Source organism: Aeromonas sp. HMWF017, from assembly GCF_003061465.1.
In the GTDB taxonomy this organism is placed as follows: Bacteria; Pseudomonadota; Gammaproteobacteria; order Enterobacterales; family Aeromonadaceae; genus Aeromonas; species Aeromonas veronii.
Map to the genome: position 1 here is coordinate 1 of NZ_QAJD01000177.1, position 1,239 is coordinate 1,239.

1 protein-coding gene is annotated in these 1,239 nt (G+C 43.2%); it reads right to left on the reverse strand.

Annotation, left to right across the window (positions count from 1 at the left end):
• Positions 1-36: 36 nt before the first annotated feature.
• Positions 37-540: a type VI secretion system contractile sheath small subunit gene (tssB, locus tag DBR30_RS20035; RefSeq protein WP_108541582.1), complete on the reverse strand. Its 504-nt coding sequence runs from the start codon at positions 538-540 to the stop codon at positions 37-39.
• Positions 541-1,239: the final 699 nt, after the last annotated feature.

Genomic DNA, 1,239 nt, shown 5'->3' on the forward strand with positions numbered 1-1,239 from the left:
TTTTTCCTTTCTCGTTCAGTCAATCCAACCCGGCGATCACTCGGCAGGCTTAATCAAATCCAGCTCCTTGAGCAGCTGCTCGCGGGCTTCATCACTGGACAGCAGATCCTGCAAACGATTGCGGAAAGAAGGGATATTGCCCAATGGCCCCTTAAGGGCAACCAACGCCTCACGCAGTTCAAGCAGCTTGCGCAGCTCAGGGACCTGTTGTGCAACACTGTCAGGAGTGAAGTCTTCCAGAGACTGGATTTTGATTGAAACCGGCAACTCGTCCTGGCTGTTCTCTTCCAAGCGATTGGGAGCAGAGAAGTTCAGTTCCAGTGCAGATTCTTTCATGACAGATGAAAAATTATTCTTGTCGATGGAGACAGTTTGACGCTCCTCAATGGGGGTCTCTTCACTGCGTCCTTTCATATTACCGACCACCAACATGGTTAGCGGAAGTTCAATCTCCGCCTGTTGACCATCGGTTGCCGGTACATATTTGATATTTATGCGTTCTTTGGGCGCGACTGTTGCGCCGTCAATTCCTTTTCCCATCCTCTAGTACCCGATTTGAAGGTTTTATCAAGAGAAGCAAAGCTTATAGCTATTATCATCAGCGGCAACTGTAATAAATGACAGTTGAACTCCCCCCCTATTCAACAACGAATAAAAAGCATGGAGCAATTACTTTAATATGCAATGACATATCAACATGCTACTGCGACACAGCCCTCCTGGTAGGGCCGGCCTCTGCGCCAGATTTATTTTATTTTGATGCAACTAAATCTCACCCATTATTCGCAATTAACACCTCCTTTTTTGCATTAAAAACAAAATGATTTAAATCAATAAGTTACACCCACAACCAAGCCAATAAAAACAACTTGCAAACTGTACCAACAAAAGCTTGCACGACACGTTTTTCTAGCGCCACACCCTGATGAGACAAATATTGACGCACTTAAGATAAAGGTTTGTGAGTTTTTATGAATGGTATAGCCACGCTTAATGGAAAACACCGCAAATGACAAAAAAATCATCAGAGCAATCTGACTCAGAAATAAGCAATCACGTACAACGATCACAGAAAAATAGAAATTAAGGCCATTCAACTGAGATATCCACGAAAATGAAAATAGGAATTTCGTCACCTCCAACACAATATTCACTCAATACCTCAGATGATAAATCACATCAAGCATCTACATGCGTACGCCAGTAATTGACGCAATTTCCATAAAAATCGACAACAGG

Excerpts from the sequence above, each read along its gene's own strand:
- tssB (WP_108541582.1), bottom strand. The coding sequence starts at position 540 with ATGGGAAAAGGAATTGACGGCGCAACAGTCGCGCCCAAAGAACGCATA.